The 16173-nt window shown below is 38.8% G+C and carries 13 protein-coding genes; 9 read left to right on the top strand and 4 right to left on the bottom strand.

Going from position 1 to position 16173, the window contains the following annotated elements:
• The first annotated feature begins 8 nt into the window (after positions 1–8).
• The 6 genes from ACJVDH_RS01125 (at position 9) to ACJVDH_RS01100 (ending at position 5491) form a co-directional block, all read left to right on the top strand.
• Positions 9–830: a helix-turn-helix domain-containing protein gene (locus ACJVDH_RS01125; protein ID WP_443945748.1), complete on the top strand. Its 822-nt coding sequence runs from the start codon at positions 9–11 to the stop codon at positions 828–830.
• Between the two features lie 287 nt (positions 831–1117).
• On the top strand, positions 1118–1432 hold the full coding sequence (locus tag ACJVDH_RS01120; protein ID WP_443945747.1) for a hypothetical protein: 315 nt from the start codon (positions 1118–1120) through the stop codon (positions 1430–1432).
• 64 nt (positions 1433–1496) lie between these two features.
• Positions 1497–2342, top strand: coding sequence for a hypothetical protein (locus ACJVDH_RS01115; protein WP_443945746.1), 846 nt, complete (start codon positions 1497–1499; stop codon positions 2340–2342).
• Position 2343: 1 nt separating this feature from the next.
• Positions 2344–4365, top strand: a complete 2022-nt coding sequence (locus ACJVDH_RS01110; protein ID WP_443945745.1) for a hypothetical protein — start codon at positions 2344–2346, stop codon at positions 4363–4365.
• Between the two features lie 183 nt (positions 4366–4548).
• The gene (locus ACJVDH_RS01105; protein WP_443945744.1) at positions 4549–4773 is read left to right on the top strand and encodes a CDGSH iron-sulfur domain-containing protein; all 225 of its coding nucleotides are present in this window, start codon (positions 4549–4551) and stop codon (positions 4771–4773) included.
• Positions 4774–5023: 250 nt separating this feature from the next.
• The gene (locus tag ACJVDH_RS01100; RefSeq protein WP_443945743.1) at positions 5024–5491 is read left to right on the top strand and encodes a DUF1572 domain-containing protein; all 468 of its coding nucleotides are present in this window, start codon (positions 5024–5026) and stop codon (positions 5489–5491) included.
• A gap of 46 nt (positions 5492–5537) precedes the next feature.
• On the opposite strand, the gene ACJVDH_RS01095 is transcribed toward ACJVDH_RS01100, so the two are convergent.
• The 4 genes from ACJVDH_RS01095 to ACJVDH_RS01080 form a co-directional block, all read right to left on the bottom strand.
• The gene (locus tag ACJVDH_RS01095; protein ID WP_443945742.1) at positions 5538–6971 is read right to left on the bottom strand and encodes a TolC family protein; all 1434 of its coding nucleotides are present in this window, start codon (positions 6969–6971) and stop codon (positions 5538–5540) included.
• Complete coding sequence (locus ACJVDH_RS01090; protein WP_443945741.1) at positions 6964–10134, bottom strand: efflux RND transporter permease subunit; 3171 nt, start codon at positions 10132–10134, stop codon at positions 6964–6966. Before ACJVDH_RS01090 ends, ACJVDH_RS01095 begins: the two co-directional genes overlap by 8 nt.
• 22 nt (positions 10135–10156) lie before the next feature.
• Entirely contained in the window at positions 10157–11239 is a 1083-nt protein-coding gene (locus tag ACJVDH_RS01085; protein ID WP_443945740.1) for an efflux RND transporter periplasmic adaptor subunit, read from the bottom strand.
• Positions 11240–11383: 144 nt separating this feature from the next.
• Positions 11384–11800, bottom strand: a complete 417-nt coding sequence (locus ACJVDH_RS01080) for a hypothetical protein (RefSeq protein ID WP_443945739.1) — start codon at positions 11798–11800, stop codon at positions 11384–11386.
• Positions 11801–12506: 706 nt separating this feature from the next.
• On the opposite strand from ACJVDH_RS01080, the gene ACJVDH_RS01075 reads away from it, so the two are divergent.
• The 3 genes from ACJVDH_RS01075 (at position 12507) to ACJVDH_RS01065 (ending at position 16162) form a co-directional block, all read left to right on the top strand.
• Complete coding sequence (locus tag ACJVDH_RS01075; protein WP_443945738.1) at positions 12507–13190, top strand: GDSL-type esterase/lipase family protein; 684 nt, start codon at positions 12507–12509, stop codon at positions 13188–13190.
• Between the two features lie 155 nt (positions 13191–13345).
• Positions 13346–15253, top strand: coding sequence for a carbohydrate-binding domain-containing protein (locus ACJVDH_RS01070; protein WP_443945737.1), 1908 nt, complete (start codon positions 13346–13348; stop codon positions 15251–15253).
• A gap of 429 nt (positions 15254–15682) precedes the next feature.
• On the top strand, positions 15683–16162 hold the full coding sequence (locus ACJVDH_RS01065; protein ID WP_443945736.1) for a hypothetical protein: 480 nt from the start codon (positions 15683–15685) through the stop codon (positions 16160–16162).
• The last annotated feature ends 11 nt before the right edge of the window (positions 16163–16173 follow it).

Here is a 16173-nt window from a genome sequence, read left to right as displayed (position 1 = left end):
TTTACGCTATGACAAAACCGACTGAAATTTTTCCGGGAATGATCTTCTATTCTTATCTCGCTACAAAGCGGAAAGAGAAGGTTGCTTTTTCTGAACACAATACATTGGTATTGCAGGTTTCGGGGCGGTTTACTTTTGTTACCGCAAGCGGAAAATTTTCTATGACGCGTGGCGAGATGCTGCTAATCAGAAAAAACCAATTGGGCGAAATTACCAAAATACCATTACCCGATGAAGATTACCAAACCATAGTTATTAGTTTGAAAGAAGACTTGCTGAGAAAAATTGCCCTGGAAGAGCAGATTGAAATTGGCCAAAAATATACGGGCCAAGCCAACATTCTTATTCCCGGAAATGATTTTCTTCATGCCTTCTTTCAATCTATTGTTCCCTACATCCAGCATCCGAATGAAAAGCTCACAGAATCTTTAGGTATCCTAAAAGTGAAAGAAGCAGTGCAGTTGCTTATCCACGCCGTACCCGGAATTAAAGATTTTCTTTTCGATTTTTCTGCGCCCCATAAAATTGACCTTGAAAAGTTTATGCGGCAGAATTTCCACTTTAATGTACCTGTAGAGAAATTCGCACAATTTACTGGCCGAAGCCTCGCCGCATTTAAACGCGATTTCCAGAAGGCATTTGGTATGGCACCAAGGCATTGGCTACAAGAAAGAAGATTAGATGAAGCCCGCCATCTTATGGAAAATAAAAACAGGAAACCTTCTTCAATTTATTTAGACCTCGGCTTTGAAAGTCTCTCGCATTTCTCGCACGCATTTAAGAAAAAATTCGGCAAAGCTCCAACAGAATGGATCTTACAATCGGTCTAAGAAATCTGCATTTGAACTTTTTACGTTTTAATTCGCTGTGCACAATTCAGCCAAAAGCCATTACTAAAGTTTAAAAAAGAATTGCGTTTAAATCTTTAAAATGCATTATTTCAACATGTAAAACTCATGCCGATTGCATAATAACAGAAGTTTTTACCTCGTCTTTTTCTAAAAAATCGTAGGTTTGCGGCCAATTGTACAAATTGATCTGCGTGGAAAGCCGAAAATTAATTGGATATCTTCTTTTGATTGTTATACTATTCTCCAGTATAAAAAACGGCGCATTAATGAGTTTGTATACACTGGACAAAGCGACTTTCATTACCCTTTTTTGTGTAAACAAAGATAAGCCGCAGATGAAATGTAATGGGCAGTGTAAAGTAGCAAAAATGCGCGCAGACGAAGAAGAAAAAAAAGCTAAAGATTTATTGGGCTCTATTGAAGAACAGATTTTCCAGCTTTACACATCGCCATCTCTGGTTGGTGTTTCTGCCTCACCAATTCAACTTGTTTACAAGCCTTTTCTTACAGCATACATCAACAATTATTCTTTTCTATTTGCACCTGCTAAACGCAAACCGCCAAAACCTGCTTTAGCTTAAAACAAAAAATAACAGTCCGGAATACCTCCGGCTGATGTTCATCTTATTGCAAATAAAAAAACGAATGAAAACTTTAAAATTTTTAAGTGTGCTTCTATTGAGCATACTTGTTGCCTCGTGCAGCAAAGAAACGGCATCGCCAGAATCTACTGATGGCACAGAAAATCTATCGATGATCAAAACCATCAGTTCAGGAAATTATTCAATTGAACTTTTTTCTACTTCTGCTACCTTAAAGGTTGGTTACAATAAAATTTACCTTCGCCTTAAAGATGCGAGCGGAAATGCCATAAATAATGTGAATTTCAATTGGCAACCCATTATGCATATGACCGGCATGCAGCATTCTGCGCCTTATTCTGCCGTAAAAAAATCAACCAATACCGATGCACTTTATGAAGGTTATATTGTATTCCAAATGGCCGGAAACAGCACAGAATACTGGGATTTAACAATTAACTACTCGGTTAATAATGTGAACTATTCGGTTAGAGTTACGATAAATGTTACGTCGGCAACCACCCGAAAAGTGGAAAGTTTTACCGGTACAGATGGTGTAAGTTATGTGCTTGCGCTGGTTGATCCGGCAACGCCTGCGGTAGCGGTAAATGATATGTCAGCTTTGCTTTATAAGATGGATGCCGATATGATGAATTACAGCAGCGTATCGGGATATACGGTAGCAATTGATCCAAGAATGCCAAGTATGGGCAACCACAGTTCACCAAACAACGTAAATCTGGCTGGCACTGCAAGCGATATTTTTTACCGCGGAAAACTAAGCTTAACAATGACGGGCTACTGGAAAATAAACCTGCAGGTAATCAATGCATCGGGCACAACAATAAAAGGCGAACCGATTACCGGCACCACAGAAAGCAGCAGTATCTATTTTGAAGTGGAGTTTTAACATGCGGCTAAAAACAAATCTTCGGATTGGTCTATATCTTTTATTCGCATTGGTTTCTGCACAGGTTTCTGCGCAAAAAAAAGTGACCGATACGCTTACAAAGCAAAAAGATAAAGACAATAAACAACTGGAAGACGTCGTGATTATCGGTCAGGCTAAAAACGATAAAACAAAAGCTTTGTCTACTCTGGATAATTATCTGGAGCAGGCAGAGCATTTGAATATGGTTCGGCGTGGCGCATACGCCTGGGAACCGTTGCTTAATGGAATGAGCGGAGAACGGAGCGTAATTACGATTGAAGGCATGCGAATTTATAGCGCATGCACAGATAAAATGGATCCCGTAACCTCGTATGTAGAAATCAGCAATCTGGCGCGTGCAAAAATTAACAGCGGCCAGGCAAGCAACGCGAACGGCGCGGCCATTGCGGGCAGCATTGATTTAGAACGCTACAAAGGAAGTTTCAAAAATACTGGTTTTAATACGGCTGCATTTACGGGTTTTGAATCCGCAAATGCCCAACGCATAGCAGGCGCAGCATTCCATTACTCAAATGATAAAGTTTTTACTGATCTTGATTTCACGCTTCGCGATGCCGACAATTATAAAGCTGGTGGCGGACAAGAAATTTTATACTCGCAATTTACGAAGTATAATTTCTCTGCAACAACAGGCATTAAGGTAGCAGCAGATCAACATATAGAAGCATCGGTTATATTCGATCGTGCTGTAGATGTTGGTTATCCGGCTTTACCTATGGATGTCGCAAAAGCAGAAGCGCTCATCACTTCTCTTTTATACAATTGGAGTCCAAAAGCTGCTTTTTTTGATAAGTGGGAAAGTAAATTATACTACAATAACGTTAGCCACGTAATGGATGATAGCAAACGGCCAGATGTACCCATTAGAATGGATATGCCGGGCTGGAGCAGAACATCCGGACTGTATTCAAAGCTTGAAGGCAATACCGGAAACCATCAATGGATAATGAATCTTTCCGGGCATTACAATCAATCTTATGCCGATATGACCATGTATTCCAATAATCCGGCAGAGCCGGAAATGTTTATGCTTACCTGGCCAGATGTTGGCACTACTTTCGGTAATCTTTTCCTGTCGGATAGAATTTCAATTGGAAGCCATCAGGAATTGCTCCTGTCTGGCGGATTGGCTTTTCAGCACAATAATGTGCGCGATAAAACCGGACTAAGCAGTTTGCAGATTTTTTACCCGGAACTAAATCCTGAAAAATCTACATGGTTGCCAAATGCATCGATCGGGATGAATTCACATCACGAACATTGGTTGCATAATTTATCTCTTTCTTACAGTACACGGGCGCCCTCGGTGTCAGAAGCGTATGGTTTTTATTTGTTCAATAGTGCCGATCGTTTCGACTACATCGGAAATCCTTTACTGGGAAATGAACAATCGATACAATTCAGTGCATCGTCTGCATTTACCAGTAACCGGCTGACGATGAATTTTGGTGGCAATATATTCCACATATCAGAGTATATTATTGGTATTCCAAATCCAACACTTTCGCCAATGACAATCGGTGCAAATGGAATTAAAATTTACCAGCAACTGCCTTATGCCAACATCATTAATCTGAATGCATCTGCTACGTACCGATTAACAGAAAAGTTAGACTTAGATGGAAATTTAGCATACGGATATGGCCGAACAAATGATGGTGAAACCCTTCCTCAGATACGACCTATTGAGTTTAAAGCTGCTTTAAAATACCACAAAAACAGTTTTACAGCGGAGGCGAATCTGGAAGCCGCCACCAAAAAATCGAATTATAGTGCAAATTTTGGCGAATTGCCACTTGCTGGCTATACGATATTTGGAGTTGCAGCTGGTAAAGATTTTCAGATTAATAAAAGTGCATTTACAGTAAAAGCCGGCATTGAAAATATTCTGGATAAATACTACACAACCTTTTCTGATTGGAACCGTTTTCCAAGAATGGGGAGAAACTTTTTCATTAACCTGATTTATCAATTCAAATAGGTTTTACTGTTAGAATAAAATCCGGAAACCACATTATTGCCGTGGTTTCCGGATTATTTACTTCTAATCGATTGATATTTCTGCTGATGTCTTTTTGCCGTTAGATACAGACCATTTCTAAATTAGCATTAAATGCAGAGGCTATGTGCTATTGCAGTACTTTTGTATTAAACAAAACATAGCATGTCTAAAACAAAACTTACCATTAACAATAACGGATCTGTAAAGATTGAGGGCGATTTTGAAATTGTGGATAGAAGTGGCAACGAATATGGATTGCAAGGCCGTACTGTGCTTTCAATTTGCCGTTGTGGATTATCTAAAAACAAACCATTCTGCGATGGCGCACACAATGGTCATTTTGAGCATGAAGCGGTAGCTTTCGATCTGCCTCCAAAAAAAGTATAACTTATTTTAAAAAGCTGCTGCGTATTTATCTTACGCAGCTTTTTTTTGCTTTTCCCTTAAAACTGCTTTCTCCATTCGCAGCTCACGCATGCCAGCACGGCAAAATTTCCAATTCACACAGGCGCAAAATTTTACTTTGAAGATTCTACTCAGCAAACATCCCGGTTCCAAGATAATCGAGTTTGTTAAAATGTAAACCATTCTGTAATTTACGTATAGGCAAACAATAGAAAACCTCTAAAACGCGCTTATGTCATTATGTAAACAGCTTGCAAAACATTTTAAAGATGTATACTTCGGCGGGAACTGGACATCGGTAAACTTTAAAGACGTTCTTACAGATGTACGCTGGCAACAAGCTATTACACCGGTAAGCAACCTGAATACCATTGCAGATTTAACCTACCACACCAATTACTATGTGCAACCAGTTACGCAGGTTTTGCGCGGCAAGGAATTAATTGCCAGCGATCGGTTTAGTTTTGATACTCCAGAAATTACTTCGGATACCGAGTGGTCTACTTTACTCAGCCGTGTTTTTGAAGAAGCAGAAGAATTAAGCTGGGAAATTGAACAGATGGATGAAACATTACTGTTTAAAGATTTCACAGATCCAAAATACGGCAGTTACTACAGAAACTTATCTGGTGTAATTGAACATTGCCATTATCACCTGGGGCAAATTGTATTGATTAAAAAGATTTTGCAAGGGCAATAAAAAACGCCGGCCGAATTTCGGCCAGCGTTTCACTAATAGGGATAGCTTATTTCCAACCTCCGCCTAAATCGCGGTACACATTTATTGCTGCATTCAGCTGTGCTTTTTTCGTTTCTACTAAATCTAATTTTGATTCCAATGCATCTCTTTGTGTCATCAATACTTCCAGATAATCTGCGCGTGCAGATTTAAACAAATCGCCTGCAATCTCTGTAGATTTACTTAATGCATCTACCTGTTTAGATTTCAAATCGTAACTTTTATCCAGATTTCCAATGCTTGAAAGCTGATTGGAAACTTCCATATACGCATTTAAAATGGTGCGCTGATAATCATACATGGCTTGTATCTGCCGCGCATTCGCACTTATAAATTCAGCCTTAATTGCATTTCTGTTTACCAACGGACCAGCTAAATCTCCCGCTAAAGAATACAGCATAGATTCTGGCAATTTTACCAGATAAGTAGGTTTAAATGCCTGCAAACCAAATGCTGCGGTAATGTCTAACGATGGATAAAACTCTGCTCTGGCTACTTTTACATCTAATTTTGATGCTTCAAGTTCCAATTCGGCTTTTTTAATATCCGGGCGATTTGCCAAAAGCTGCGACGGAATGCCTGTACGTACAACAGCTGGTGTAAGTGCAAAGAAATTTCCTTTTTCTCTTGGGATTTCTTGTGGATAACGGCCAAGCAACAAATTGATTTTATTTTCTGCTTCAGTAATTTTCTGGCGGATATCAAACTCCAGACTTTGAGAATTTAATACCTCTGCACGGAATTTTTGCACCGCCAATTCGTTTACACGTGTTGCTTCTTTTTGAATCTTAATAATTTCAAGCGCGTTTTTTTGCAGTTCGATATTTTGTTGTACAATTTCTAACTGACTATCCAACGCAAGCAATTCATAATAAGAATTGGCCACTTCTGATACCAAATTGGTAAGTACAAAGTTTTTACCTTCTACAGTTGATAAATATCTCGTTATCGCTGCTTTTTTTGCATTACGCAGTTTCTTCCAAATATCTACTTCCCAATTGGCGTAAATTTGCCCGGTAAAATCTGTTAAAGCATCTGGTACTTCTTTGCCAGGTTCAATATCTGTAGACGCATCACCTGCACCCTGACTGGTGTAGCGACCAACTTTTTCTATTCCTGCACCAAGTCGCGCGCCAACAGTTGGTAACAAATCTCCCTTTCTTAAACGAATATCATTCCGGGCGATTTCAATTTCCTGTAAAGTACTCATCAACTCCTGATTGTTTTTCAAAGCCGTATCAATCAGGTTTTGCAAATGGCTATCTGTAAAGAAACTTTTCCATTGCAAACTTGCTGTATTGGTTGTATCTGCGGTATTGCTAAACATGCCAGGGATGGCGTTATTTTGCGTTGGCTGTGTAATTTCAGGAATTTTACAGGCCGCAAATGCCACCGCCATAAGTGCTAAGGCGGAGGCTTTATATCCGATATTTTTAAACATTATCTTCAATTTCTTCAGTTAACGGATGTTCTTCTTCAATTTTAATGAGCTTATGTCTGGCGGCTATGGTACCGAAAATGTAGTACAATCCTGGGATTACAACTACACCGAAAATGGTTCCGAAAAGCATACCACCTGCAGCAGCAGAGCCAATGGTGCGGTTACCAATTTTACCCGGACCGGTTGCAATCATCAAAGGAATTAATCCGGCGATGAAGGCAAAAGAAGTCATTAAAATTGGACGGAAACGTACTTTGGCACCTTCCATTGCAGCCTTAATTACACTTAAACCCTGACTATGCCTTTGCTGTGCAAACTCTACAATCAATACCGCATTTTTACCCAGCAAACCAATTAACATTACCATAGCAACCTGTGCATAAATGTTATTTTCCAGTCCGAGAACTTTCAGGAACAGAAAGGCTCCGAAAATACCTGCAGGCAAAGAAATGATTACCGAAAGCGGCAAAATGAAACTTTCATACTGTGCGGCCAATACCAGATATACGAAGGTTAAACAAATCAGGAAGATGTACAACGCGCCATTTCCGGTAGATACCTGATCTTTGGAAATACCTGCCCAATCTATACCAAAACCTCTTGGTAAGGTTTTATTTGCAACTTCTGTAATGGCTTTAATGGCCTCTCCAGAACTGTAACCCGGCGCCGATTGTCCGCTAATTTCTGCGGCATTATACATATTGTGTCTGGTAATTTCAGATAAACCATATACCCTTTCCATGCGCATAAAAGCAGAGAATGGGACCATTTCATCTCGATCGTTTTTAACAGACAGTTTTAGAATATCTTCTGGCAATGCACGGTATTGCGGCAAAGCCTGAACCATTACTTTATATTGCCTGTCGTATTTAATGAAGTTGGTTTCGTAATTACTTCCCACAAATGTGGATAAAGTATTCATTGCATTATCAATGGTTACACCTTTTTGCTGCGCAATGTCATTGTCAATATGCAGCATGTATTGCGGGAAACTTGCACTGTAGAAAGTAAATACCGACGACAATTCCGGGCGTTTATTCAGCTCACGAACAAAATCGCGGCTTACAATTTCCATCTTTTTATAATCGCCGCTACCTGCTTTATCCAGCAATCTCAATTCAAAACCACCTGCAGCACCATAACCCGGAACAGCTGGCGGCTGGAAAAATTCTATTGTTGCGCCAGGGATGGTTTTTGCTTTTTTCTCCAACTCATCAATTACATCCTGAGCAGAATTTTTACGTTCGCTCCAATCTTTCAGGTTAATTAAACACGTTCCGGAGTTTGCGCCTGTACCTTCCGTAAGAATTTCGTATCCGGCAAGTGAAGAAACCGATTTTACGCCTTCAATATCTTCAGACATTTTTTGCAATTGTTCTGAAATCTGATCTGTACGTTCTAAAGTTGATCCCGGAGGAGTTTGAATAATGGCATAAACCATTCCCTGATCTTCATTCGGGATAAAACCAGAAGGAACACTTCCATTCAACAACCAGATTCCGCCGCAAAATGCAGCCAAAACTCCAAATGTTAATGCGCGGCGACTTACAACTTTAGTCAGGATATTTTCATACCGGCCAGACAAACGTGCAAAAGCATTGTTAAATCCATCGAGCATTTTATCTACTGCCGATCTCTTTTTAGCCTTCCCGTGTTGGTTTTTCAACATAATGGCACACAATGCTGGTGTTAAAGTTAATGCCACAATACCCGAAAGGATAATCGCCGTAGCCATAGTTATAGAAAACTGTCTGTAAAATACGCCAACCGGACCAGACATAAACGCCACCGGAATAAATACAGAAGCCATTAAGAAAGTAATGGCGATAATTGCACCACTTATTTCTTTCATTGCTTCCTGCGTTGCTTTGAGTACAGACATCTTATGGTTTTCTTCTAGCTTCGCATGTACCGCTTCAATAACCACAATCGCATCATCTACCACCACACCAATGGCCATTACCAGCGCAAAAAGTGTAATTAAGTTAAGTGAGATGCCGAAAAACTGCATAAACATAAAAGTACCAATCAACGAAACCGGTACAGCAATAGCCGGAATAAGTGTTGAACGCCAATCGCCAAGGAAAAGAAATACAACTAAGCCCACCAAAATAAAGGCTTCTACCAGTGTATGGATAACCTTTTCTATAGATGCATCCAGAAATTTAGATACGTCATAACTGATTTCATAATCCATTCCTTTTGGAAAAGAACTCGCCTTAATCTCAGCCATTTTTGCTTTAACGTCTTTAATAACCTGGCTAGCATTACTCCCGTAAGATTGTTTGAGAACAATTGCTGCTGATGATCTTCCATTCAGGTGCGAGTACAAATCGTACATGGAACTTCCAAATTCAACATCTGCAACATCTTTAAGGTGAAGAATTTCGCCATCTGCACTTGCACGCAATACAATATTTTCATAACCTTCTTTAGTGCTGTAACGGCCCGGATATTTCAGAACATATTCAAAAGCCTGCGAACGTTTTCCAGAACTTTCGCCCGTTTTACCCGGAGAAGCTTCCAAACTTTGCTCATCAAGTGCTTTCATGACTTCATCAGCAGAAATTTTATACGCCTGCATACGATCTGGTTTCAACCAGATGCGCATTGCATACTCGCGGTTACCTAAAATATCTGCAAACCCAACTCCGTCAACACGTTTCAGTTCAGACAGCAAATTGATGTCGGCGAAATTGTAAAGAAAGTTTTCATTCATTTTAGGGTCCTTAGTATATAAGTTGATGTACATCAACATATTGGACTCCTCACGACTGATTTTAACACCTTCGCGCACAACTAGTGGCGGAAGTTTATTGGTAACCGCAGCTACGCGGTTCTGCACGTTTAAAGATGCCTGGTTCGGATCTGTTCCGAGATTAAAAATCACCTGAACACTGGCCTCGCCATCATTACCCGCATCAGAAGTAATATACTTCATTCCGGGTACACCATTTAAAGCGCGTTCTAACGGAATTACTACCGATTTGATAAGCAATTCGTTATTTGCACCAGGATACTCAGCCGTGATATTTACCTTAGGAGGCGATATAGACGGAAACTGTGTAACTGGTAAATAAGATATGGCCAAAACACCCAAAAACACTATAATAAGGGATATTACTATAGAAAGGACGGGCCGCTGTATGAATTTACTAAACATTGGATGTATTCTAAAAAATTAACTATTCTGCTTTCAATCTCAACTGGTTAAGCACCGCTTGTGGCTTCTGAAAGGTATATTTAACCTTATCATCGTCTTTAACTTTCTGCACACCTTCTAATAAAATTTTATCATTTACGCTAAGTCCTTCACTGACAATATATAAATCAGGTAAATCTCCGGTAACGGTAATGGCTTTAGAATGCACCACATTGTTTTTATCGACTACAAAAACATAGGTTTTATCCTGAATATCATAAGTTGCTTTTTGTGGAATTACGATTGCATTTTTTAATGGAACCACCATCTGTATTTTTCCGGTTTCTCCATTTCTAAGCAAGTTATCGGAATTGTTAAATCTTGCTCTAAAAGCGATGTTTCCGGTTTCATTATCAAACTCACTTTCTACAGTTTCTACTTTACCTTTAGATTTAAGCAGTTCGTTATTGGCTAAAAGTAAACTCACTTCTTGTTGTCCTTTAACTTTTGCCGCAGCCTGATAGTTCAGATATTCAGGTTCTGAAACATTGAAATAGGCGAAGATTTGTGCATTGTCTGAAAGGCTGGTCAACAGTGCGCCTTCATCTACTAAACTTCCTAGTTTTAATGGAATCCGATCTATCGTACCATCAAATGGTGCCCGGATTTCTGTAAAAGACAAGTGTAATTTCGCCAGCGAAGTTTCTGCATTTGCCGAAGCCAGTTTGGCTTTAGCCATTGCAAGCTCATTTTTAGAGACTACATTTTTATCAGATAAAAGCTTGGTATTTTGTAGTTCAATTTCTGCCGCAGTAGTCTCTGCCTGTGCTTTCTGCAATTCTGCCTGCAGCATTTTCGGCATAATACGAAACAAAACCTGACCGGCATGTACGCGCTGACCTTCATCAACGTAAATATTTTGCAGGTAACCTTTTTCCTGCGCACGGATTTCTATGTTACGCACAGATTTAATCTGCGAAACATATTCCTTAGTATAAGAAGTATCTATAGCAAGCGGAGCGGTTACACTGTAGGTAACTTCTTCCTCTTTCTCTTCTTTTTTGGAGGTACAACTTGCATGGCACAATACGGCACACACGCCCATGAGCATTACAATTTTCTTCATGATATCAATTGGTTTTAAGCGATTTATAATTTAAAAGAATCCTCGTAGAGAGGAAATAACTGGATGAATCTCAGCTCCAGAAAGCCAGCGAATGATAAAATACGCGTGTTCTGATTTAATGGAATTCTGCTGAACGTGATTTTCTCATATTCTCAACACACGCTGCAGAATATATTTGTCAGCGGTATTAAAATTCACATTTGCATAAACCGGTAACTGCTTTTTATTATTGCGGTTAAAACCGAGATAAATAGATGCATAAGCCAATGCAATACAATATTGAACAGCCAGAATGTGTTTTTTGATGAAATTTGATTCTTCAGTATTGTCTTCTTCTTCAATACGGAGCACATCTTCTTTCCTATCGTCAAAACTGTTGTTTTTTAATACAGAAAAATCATGATTGATGTGTGTCTGCTTTCTGGAACGTAAACGTTCTTCGCTTTCTGCACGCTGGATGGTTGCGTAATGAATATTCTTATGGCTTAATCCGTTAGCCAAAACATTTCCTTTTATAGAAAGGAAACAAAGCGACAAGAAAAACACAATTATGAACCTCATTTTATTTAAAAATCAATATCCGTGCAGATATTGGTATTTTCTACTATTTTTTAGTTGGAACTTGATCGGGACTTCCCTCCTTTTACTGGGTAATGTTGCCAAACTGCAACCTTATGTCCGATCAAATCTTCAATACCTTTTATCTTCTACAGGACAAATAAACTGCAGAAAGATGAATTAATTATGAATATTTGGGGGCAGGCAAAATTAGGAGAATGCAAATGATGAAAATAATGGCATATTACCGCACGTATTGTTATACTTTCTCTTTTGAGAATAGATTTATGAATTTGTGCCTGAATTACCCGCATCCGATGAAATGCGGGTAAACAGGGCTTGAATCAATATAAACTAACCAAATATTATATTGAGATAAGTAAAAAGTATAATAGCTAGATAATTATAATTATTTAGACTAATTATAAACAAAGAACGGAAGTGCAATCCTATATTCCAAATAATCTTAAAAATATTTTAGGAAATTGATTCGCGCCAGCTCAGAAAAACTGAATTGCAGTACACTAAAATATTAATACTTTCAAAGATTCTATTTTCTGTAGTTTGAAAAATCTGTATTGATCATAGTCTCGAACGCCAAATTTTGTTTGAATGCAACGCCAAAACAAATGCTTTAATATTATTGCATTTTCTACTATCTAAACCATTTTAGTTTTTAAATTTGAGGCTACATCTTTAAATAATCTTAATGAAAATCAATTACACATTATTGCTTTTGCTTTGTGGAACTTTTTCTGCTTATGCCCAAAAAGAAAAAGACTGGGCAAATATTAAAAGATATGAATCTGCAAACGAAAAGGTTGGACCATTTGCAGATTCGGCAAAAGGTGTAATCTACATGGGCGATTCCATTACAGATTTCTGGATAAAAGTTGACAGCACTTTCTGGGCTGGAAAACCTTACCTGGATCGTGGTATTAGCGGGCAAACCACTACACAAATGCTGGTTAGATTTCGTCAGGACGTCATTAATCTAAAACCAAAAGCAGTGGTAATTCTTGCTGGCATTAATGATATTGCAGAAAACAATGGTCCAATTAAAACCGAAGATATTTTTGGTAACATTAAATCGATGGCCATACTCGCTAAAGAGGCCAAAATTAAAGTGATATTATGTTCAGTGCTGCCTGCAAATAAGTTTCGCTGGCGACCAGAAATTAATCCGGTAGAAAAAATTGCGGCACTAAACGCTTTAATCCAAAACTACGCTAAAGAAAACAAAATTACTTACGTAGATTATTTTTCAAAAATGGCAGACGAGGAGAAAGGTTTATCTTTAGCATTGGCCAAAGATGGTGTACACCCTACTCTTGCGGGTTATCAAGTAATGGATACTTTGATTGAAAAAGCAATTCACGATACGCTTAAATAAACATCAACAATACTTTTCTCGAGCCATCTTAGCAGATGGCTTTTTTTATATCCAACCATTGGCTGATTTTTATCGATTCAATCGGGGCGTTCATAGAGCCTTAACATTTCTTAACAATTTGCGCTGATACCTTCATTCGATTTATCAAAAAACTAATGAGATATCTGAAATTTACTCCCTTTGCATTATTTATTGCTATTGTAACAGCGCTTTCTTCCTGCAAAAAAGACGACGACAGCACTACTACAACCACTACTACTGAAACATATTCAGATTTGGTTACCAATACACAGGATACTACTGTTACAAATGCGGTTACGATTTCGTATGCCAGTAATGTACCAACCGTTACGAATCCATACACCGCAAGTGGCGTTAGCATTACGACTTCTGAAGGTGTAGTAACAGTGACGTCTACAAGTACGACACCAATAAACTATGTAATAACGGGAAATGCCAGCAACGGGTGTGTAAAGATTAACAGTTCTACGCCTTTCGGTATTGTACTTAACGGAGCAGACATCATCAGCCAAAATGGACCGGCTTTAAATTTACAGTCCAGCCAGGCAAGTACAATTACACTAGTTTCCAATACCAATAACAGGTTAATTGATAATGCTACAAACTCGATTACTACCGAAAATGGAGCTTTATACAGCAACGGTAATATTGATATTAGCGGAAACGGACGGCTAATTTCTAACGGCAACTATGCTCATGCTTTTGCAAGTCGGGGTGGTATTGCCATAAAAGGCGGAATAATTTCTATAACTGGCGCGGTAACCGATGGAATACATGCGGCGAATTATTTTGAAATGCAGGGCGGTTCACTTTCTATCATTTCAGAAAGCAACGGAATAGGTGTTGAATCCGGATATATAAAAAACTCCAGTGGAACTTTAACAATAAGCAGTGTTAATGATGGAATTTTCACTTCATACGCAGGTACAGATGCAAATGTAGATCCAACTATTTATCTGAATGGTGGAATTACGACCATCACCACAACTGCTGATGCGGCAGTAGCCATGAAAAGTTCTGGCTCTGCGGTTATCAACAATACAAATGCAATACGCTTAACCACATCCGGCGTTGCCGCACCAGCTATGAGTATTAACAAAAACCTCACAATTACGAATGCAAATCTAACCATCAGTACAACAGGCACCGCTTTGTTGAATAGTACTTCAACTGCAATTACTGCTTCATCAGGAATGGTTGTAGGTGGCAACTACCAGCAAGATGCAGGTGCATTAACAATTAACAACACCGGAAGCGGAGCAAAAAGTTTAGATGTAAGTGGCACAACAACATTTAATGGTGGTACACTTACGGCAACTACCACTGGTGGTACCTTTACATCTGGCAGTTTGAATACAACGGCAAATGTGGTTGTAAGTGCGGGCAACCTAAGCGTAAACGGTGGTACGCTTTACCTCACAAGTTCCGGAATTGGCGCGAAGGGTTTGGTGGGCAACAGTGCTTTATCCATTTCAGGAAACAATACAATAGAAGCCATTACCTATGACGATGGTATAAGCGGCGCGACTGCTGTAAGTGTAGCCAACGGGAGTGTTTATTGCTACAGTACTGCCGGAAATGGAATTTACTCTGGAGGCACCTTATCTATTAGTGGTGGCCAAATCGTTTCAGCAGGTTATAATACTGCGAAAGGCGGATTATATAATAATGGTAATACATTTACTATTACAGGAGGGACAATAATGAGTGTTGGTGGTACATCCAGCAGCCCAACCGCAGCAACAAGTACACAACGCGCTGTGATACTAACAGGTGCGTCAGGATCTGATCAGTTGTTCCATGTAGAAACTGCAGCGGGCGCCGCATTGTTTACCTATAGAATGCCAAGAACGTATACTCAGTTGCAAATGCTTTTCAGTATGCCAGAACTTGCAGCAAACACAACTTATTCAATATATACCGGAGGAAGCGTTACTGGAGGTACAAACTTCCATAATTTCTATACTGGAGACACTTATACCAGAGGAACGTTATACACTACGTTTACTACAAATTCAATTTTAACTGCTGCGTCGCAGTAATTTTTATGTGCTTGATTTTTAAGGCATTCCGTACAAAAACAGAATGCCTTTTTTATTGACCATATTACCAGTTAAACTTTTTTGAAAAATCCAGTGTTCTGTAAATAAAGTTTATCATATGACCAAGAAAACCAGAACACCAAGGAAAAAGAAAAAGGCGGCCAAAAACAAATTGGGTGTCAAAAATTCACTGGTAAATAATATCAATGCTCGCAAGAAAAAAGGCATATCACGTAAAAAAAAGAAGAAAACAGTAAGTAAAAAATCTTACAAAAAAATGCAGCGAAACTGGAAATAACGCCAGTTCGATTCTTCGTTACAAACTCTATTCCCCGGCAAAATTTTCTTCAATTAATTGCAGAAAACTGAGAGAAAAAAACAGGAAATCTATAAAGGGAAAAACAACTATCTTTGCTGAAAATAAAAACGATGGCGATACTACACAAGAAAGAGGAAAAAATACAAGCTGTTTTGGGCAGATTGCCTCAAAAATATACAAATGATGAATTTGTAGAAATGTTTATCAAACTGTATTCAAAAGACTGGGGAAAAATTAAAACTGCTTATATTAAACAGTCTCAAGATAAAGAAGTTGGTACCGTGATTAGTATGCCTAAACCCGCAGACTATTTGAAACAGGTATTGAAAATTTATTTACAGAATACACCAGTAACTGCGGGAGAAGACACTAAAGTTGAGGAAGCAGAAGTAACTGTAGAAAAAAAAGCTGTAAAAAAAGCAAGCACAAAAAAAACTTCCGAGCCACTTGAAAAAAATGAGAGTGAAACAGTAGAAAAACCTGTGAAAAAGGCAACAGCTAAAAAGGTTAAAACTGAAGACAAGGGTATCAAAATAGAAAAACCTAAAGCCGCAGCAAAAAAAGCACCGGCAAAAAGTAAAAAAGATTAAAGTCTACACAA

This window comes from Pedobacter terrestris (assembly GCF_052343045.1).
In the GTDB taxonomy this organism is placed as follows: Bacteria; Bacteroidota; Bacteroidia; order Sphingobacteriales; family Sphingobacteriaceae; genus Pedobacter.
The sequence above is the reverse complement of the archived record's forward strand: the minus strand, read 5'-3'. Positions and strand labels throughout refer to the sequence as shown.

Bases quoted from the DNA above. Each gene is read 5' to 3' on its own strand.
- ACJVDH_RS01125 (WP_443945748.1), top strand. From the start codon at position 9: ATGACAAAACCGACTGAAATTTTTCCGGGAATGATCTTCTATTCTTAT.
- ACJVDH_RS01120 (WP_443945747.1), top strand. From the start codon at position 1,118: ATGAGTTTGTATACACTGGACAAAGCGACTTTCATTACCCTTTTTTGT.
- ACJVDH_RS01115 (WP_443945746.1), top strand. From the start codon at position 1,497: ATGAAAACTTTAAAATTTTTAAGTGTGCTTCTATTGAGCATACTTGTT.
- ACJVDH_RS01110 (WP_443945745.1), top strand. From the start codon at position 2,344: ATGCGGCTAAAAACAAATCTTCGGATTGGTCTATATCTTTTATTCGCA.
- ACJVDH_RS01105 (WP_443945744.1), top strand. From the start codon at position 4,549: ATGTCTAAAACAAAACTTACCATTAACAATAACGGATCTGTAAAGATT.
- ACJVDH_RS01100 (WP_443945743.1), top strand. From the start codon at position 5,024: ATGTCATTATGTAAACAGCTTGCAAAACATTTTAAAGATGTATACTTC.
- ACJVDH_RS01095 (WP_443945742.1), bottom strand. From the start codon at position 6,971: ATGTTTAAAAATATCGGATATAAAGCCTCCGCCTTAGCACTTATGGCG.
- ACJVDH_RS01090 (WP_443945741.1), bottom strand. From the start codon at position 10,134: ATGTTTAGTAAATTCATACAGCGGCCCGTCCTTTCTATAGTAATATCC.
- ACJVDH_RS01085 (WP_443945740.1), bottom strand. From the start codon at position 11,239: ATGAAGAAAATTGTAATGCTCATGGGCGTGTGTGCCGTATTGTGCCAT.
- ACJVDH_RS01080 (WP_443945739.1), bottom strand. From the start codon at position 11,800: ATGAGGTTCATAATTGTGTTTTTCTTGTCGCTTTGTTTCCTTTCTATA.
- ACJVDH_RS01075 (WP_443945738.1), top strand. From the start codon at position 12,507: ATGAAAATCAATTACACATTATTGCTTTTGCTTTGTGGAACTTTTTCT.
- ACJVDH_RS01070 (WP_443945737.1), top strand. From the start codon at position 13,346: ATGAGATATCTGAAATTTACTCCCTTTGCATTATTTATTGCTATTGTA.
- ACJVDH_RS01065 (WP_443945736.1), top strand. From the start codon at position 15,683: ATGGCGATACTACACAAGAAAGAGGAAAAAATACAAGCTGTTTTGGGC.